The sequence below is a fragment of the Pseudoalteromonas sp. SR45-5 genome (genome assembly GCF_014163565.1).
Taxonomy (GTDB): Bacteria; Pseudomonadota; Gammaproteobacteria; order Enterobacterales; family Alteromonadaceae; genus Pseudoalteromonas; species Pseudoalteromonas distincta.
In genome coordinates, this window is the sequence record NZ_JACJDN010000470.1 from 1 (window position 1) to 3,251 (window position 3,251).

The 3,251-nt window shown below is 39.8% G+C and carries 5 protein-coding genes; all 5 read right to left on the minus strand.

All coding sequences use genetic code 11. The features are described 5' to 3' along the window. Window positions 1-29: 29 nt before the first annotated feature. Window positions 30-1,388: a magnesium transporter gene (gene mgtE, locus H5072_RS15250; RefSeq protein ID WP_002957935.1), complete on the minus strand. Its 1,359-nt coding sequence runs from the start codon at window positions 1,386-1,388 to the stop codon at window positions 30-32. A 131-nt stretch (window positions 1,389-1,519) separates the two neighbouring features. Then, window positions 1,520-1,792: an HPr family phosphocarrier protein gene (locus tag H5072_RS15255; RefSeq protein WP_002957937.1), complete on the minus strand. Its 273-nt coding sequence runs from the start codon at window positions 1,790-1,792 to the stop codon at window positions 1,520-1,522. A gap of 42 nt (window positions 1,793-1,834) precedes the next feature. Further along, a complete protein-coding gene (rapZ, locus tag H5072_RS15260; protein WP_002957938.1) occupies window positions 1,835-2,680 on the minus strand; it encodes an RNase adapter RapZ in 846 nt (281 codons plus the stop codon). 18 nt (window positions 2,681-2,698) lie between these two features. Then, complete coding sequence (gene ptsN, locus H5072_RS15265) at window positions 2,699-3,151, minus strand: PTS IIA-like nitrogen regulatory protein PtsN (protein WP_024595797.1); 453 nt, start codon at window positions 3,149-3,151, stop codon at window positions 2,699-2,701. Between the two features lie 4 nt (window positions 3,152-3,155). Continuing rightward, window positions 3,156-3,251: HPF/RaiA family ribosome-associated protein (locus H5072_RS15270; protein ID WP_182694003.1), on the minus strand; the 96-nt coding region annotated here is incomplete at its 5' end.

Here is a 3,251-nt window from a genome sequence, read left to right on the forward strand (position 1 = left end):
TGTAGTTTTTTACATTTAAAGCGTTTAATTTATATCAGCAACCATGTAGCAGTACCTAAAAAGGCGAATATACCAACAATATCAGTCACCGTGGTTAGCACCACACTCCCTGCAAGAGCAGGGTCTATATTCATTCTTTTAAGAATTATTGGAATACTTGCACCAGCAACACCTGCCACCACTAAGTTCATAAACATAGCGAAGGCGAGTACGCCACCAAGCATAAAGTCCCACTGCCATAGCGCAATAACACCCGCAATTAATAGTGACCACAAAATACCGTTTAGCGCGCCAATGGCCAGTTCTTTCATCATTAAGAAACGTTGGTTTGTTTGGTTTATATGACCTACTGCAATACCACGGATAACAAGCGTTAATGATTGGCTACCAGCAACACCACCCATAGAAGGGACAATGCCGTTAAGCACAGCCAAAATAGGGAGCACATCTAAAGTGCCTTCAAAAAAACTAGCTACAAAAGCAGCTGCAAGTGCGGTTAGTAAATTAACTCCTAGCCAAACTGAGCGTTTTTTAGAGCTTTTTAGTACTGGCGCGAATGTATCCTCTTCATCATCAAGACCGGCTAGGCTTAATAAGCTATGCTCGGCATCTTCTCGGATTACATCAACGATGTCATCGATAGTAACACGACCGAGGAGTTGGTCGTTATCGTCCACCACTGGGGCCGATATCCAATTATGACGCTCAAATAATTGCGCTACTTCACTTTCATCCATTGAGATTGGGATAGACTCACAATCTTCATCCATTAAATCGCGGACAATTTTTTCTGGCGGATTAGTTAATAATGTACTCAGCGATAAAGCGCCTATAAAGCAGTTATGTTTATCAACAACATATAAATCATCTGTACCCTCTGGTAACTCACCACGCAGTCTAATATAACGAAGTACAACATCGAGTGTTACATCAGGGCGAATGGTCACCGTATCGGTGTTCATTAGCGCACCTGCTGAACGCTCTTGATATGACAGTGCTTGCGTGGCACGTTCACGGTCTTGAATGTCCATCGCGCTAACAACGTCTTTATAGACGGTATCTGGCAGGCTACGTAATACTTCACCTAAGTCATCGTGGCCCATGTCTTCAGTTGCGGCGGCAATGTGCTTAGGTTCCATTTGGGCAATAATGCCTAAACGAACATCTTCAGATAATTCTTCAAGAACATCACCCTGCACATCAGGATCGACCAATTGCCAAAGCAGTCGGCGAATTTTATGCGGTGATGATTCTAATAATAATGCGGTATCACAAGGAGCCGTTTTTGCGAGCATGCGCCTAACTTGAACAAATTGACCACTATTGAGTGACTTCGTCACCTGCTTTAGTTGCTGTAGTGGATAATCTTGTTCAAAAGCTTCTGGCATTGGCGTCCTTTATAAATTGTTATATTACTTTATGGGGGGAGGTGAGTTAACTGGCGTTACTAACCTATTTATTTTATATATCTGTTTTAATTGAAGCACTAGTAATGCGAATATTGTTTTTATAAAACAGATTATTCTTGTTCATTAAAGCGTTGTGCTATTAATTCTCCAACAGCGTGTAAAGCTTGCTCAGAATCAGGGCCTTTACAAACAACTTTAACTTCTTTTCCTTGGCTACTTTCAAGTAACATTAATGCAAGTACGCTATCGCCTGCTGCTTCTTTGTCATCTTGGAATAATGTGATTGTCGCATCAAATTGTACTGCTAATTGCGCAAGCACAGTAGCTGCTCTGGCGTGTAAGCCTAATTTGTTTTTTATTAAAAAGGTATCTTCACAATGCATAACTTACTCTACCTAAGCTGAACAGGTGATTATTCAGCTATATTATTTTTCTTGCTCGCGATGGCGAATTTTTACATTGGGATGTGTCATTGCAAAACTTTCACCGATAGTTTGCGCTAAATACACAGAGCGATGTTGCCCGCCTGTACACCCAATAGCAATGGTTAAATAACTGCGGTTATTTCTTTCTAAATGCGGTAACCACGTTTGTACAAATGTTTGAATTTGCCATGTGAATTTTTGCACTATGCTGTGATTAGCTAAATAGTCTTTAACCGGTTGATCTAACCCATTTAAAGGCTTCAACTCTGGTTCCCAGTGTGGATTTGGTAAAAAGCGTGCATCAAATACGTAGTCTGCTTCTTTTGGTATACCGTGTTTAAAGCCAAATGATTCAAATGTGACAATCAGTTGCTTATCTTTTTTACCTAAAATCTTTTCACGAATAGATTCAGCGAGTTGATGAACACTTAAATCAGTCGTATCTATCATAAAGTCGGCGCGAGTGGTTAATACATCAAGTAATTCTTTTTCTTTTTTGATGGCTAAATCAAGGGGCAACGAGTCTATTGATAGTGGGTGTAATCTGCGTGTTTCAGAAAAACGTTTGATCAATGTCTGATCGTCACTATCTAAATAAAATAACGTAGGGTTTGCAAAGCCTGGTAAGTATTCAAGAATATCGTTAAATTCATCTTGTTCTTTAGGTATGTTGCGCACATCAATGCTAACAGCAATTTTATCGTAGCTATCAGATACACTGCGAACTAATGAAGGAAGTAGGTTTACTGGAATATTATCTACGCAATAATAACCTAAATCTTCTACAACGCGCAAAGCAACCGACTTTCCAGAACCAGAACGGCCGCTTATGATAATTAACTCCATTTAACACCCTTTATAAAACTATGATTGATCGACAATAACTTGGTAAAGCTCAGTATCAGATTTTGCACTGCGTAACTGTTTACAAAAATCTTTGTTGTTTAGTTTATCAGCAATGGTTGCTAGAGTCTTTAAGTGCTGCTGGTTATCGCCATCTGGTACGATGAGTGCGACAAAAATATCAACAGGGCGATTATCGATTGCATCAAAGTTTATTGGAGTTTCGCTAACGAGCACTAAAGCCAAAGGCTCTTCTGCACCGCTCATTCTTCCATGAGGAATAGCAATGCCACGCCCTATACCTGTACTACCTAATTTCTCTCTGCTCATTAAAGCATTAAGAATATCTTGTTGCGGTAAATATGGAAGTTTGTCGTGAGCAAGTTCGCTAATGAACTCTAAAATTCTTTTTTTGCTATTAAAAAGGACCGCAGCTTTGCTGCAGTCCTGGCATATAAGTGAACTTAATTTCATCATATTAGTGTCGAGCAAGCTTCTCTTTGTGTTTGATTACTTGGCGATCGAGCTTGTCGATCAACGAGTCAATAGCGGCATACATATCTTGATGTTCTGT

What these genes read in the sequence shown, in the direction of transcription:
- mgtE (WP_002957935.1), bottom strand. Translation starts at nt 1,388, where the DNA reads ATGCCAGAAGCTTTTGAACAAGATTATCCACTACAGCAACTAAAGCAG.
- H5072_RS15255 (WP_002957937.1), bottom strand. Translation starts at nt 1,792, where the DNA reads ATGCATTGTGAAGATACCTTTTTAATAAAAAACAAATTAGGCTTACAC.
- rapZ (WP_002957938.1), bottom strand. Translation starts at nt 2,680, where the DNA reads ATGGAGTTAATTATCATAAGCGGCCGTTCTGGTTCTGGAAAGTCGGTT.
- ptsN (WP_024595797.1), bottom strand. Translation starts at nt 3,151, where the DNA reads ATGAAATTAAGTTCACTTATATGCCAGGACTGCAGCAAAGCTGCGGTC.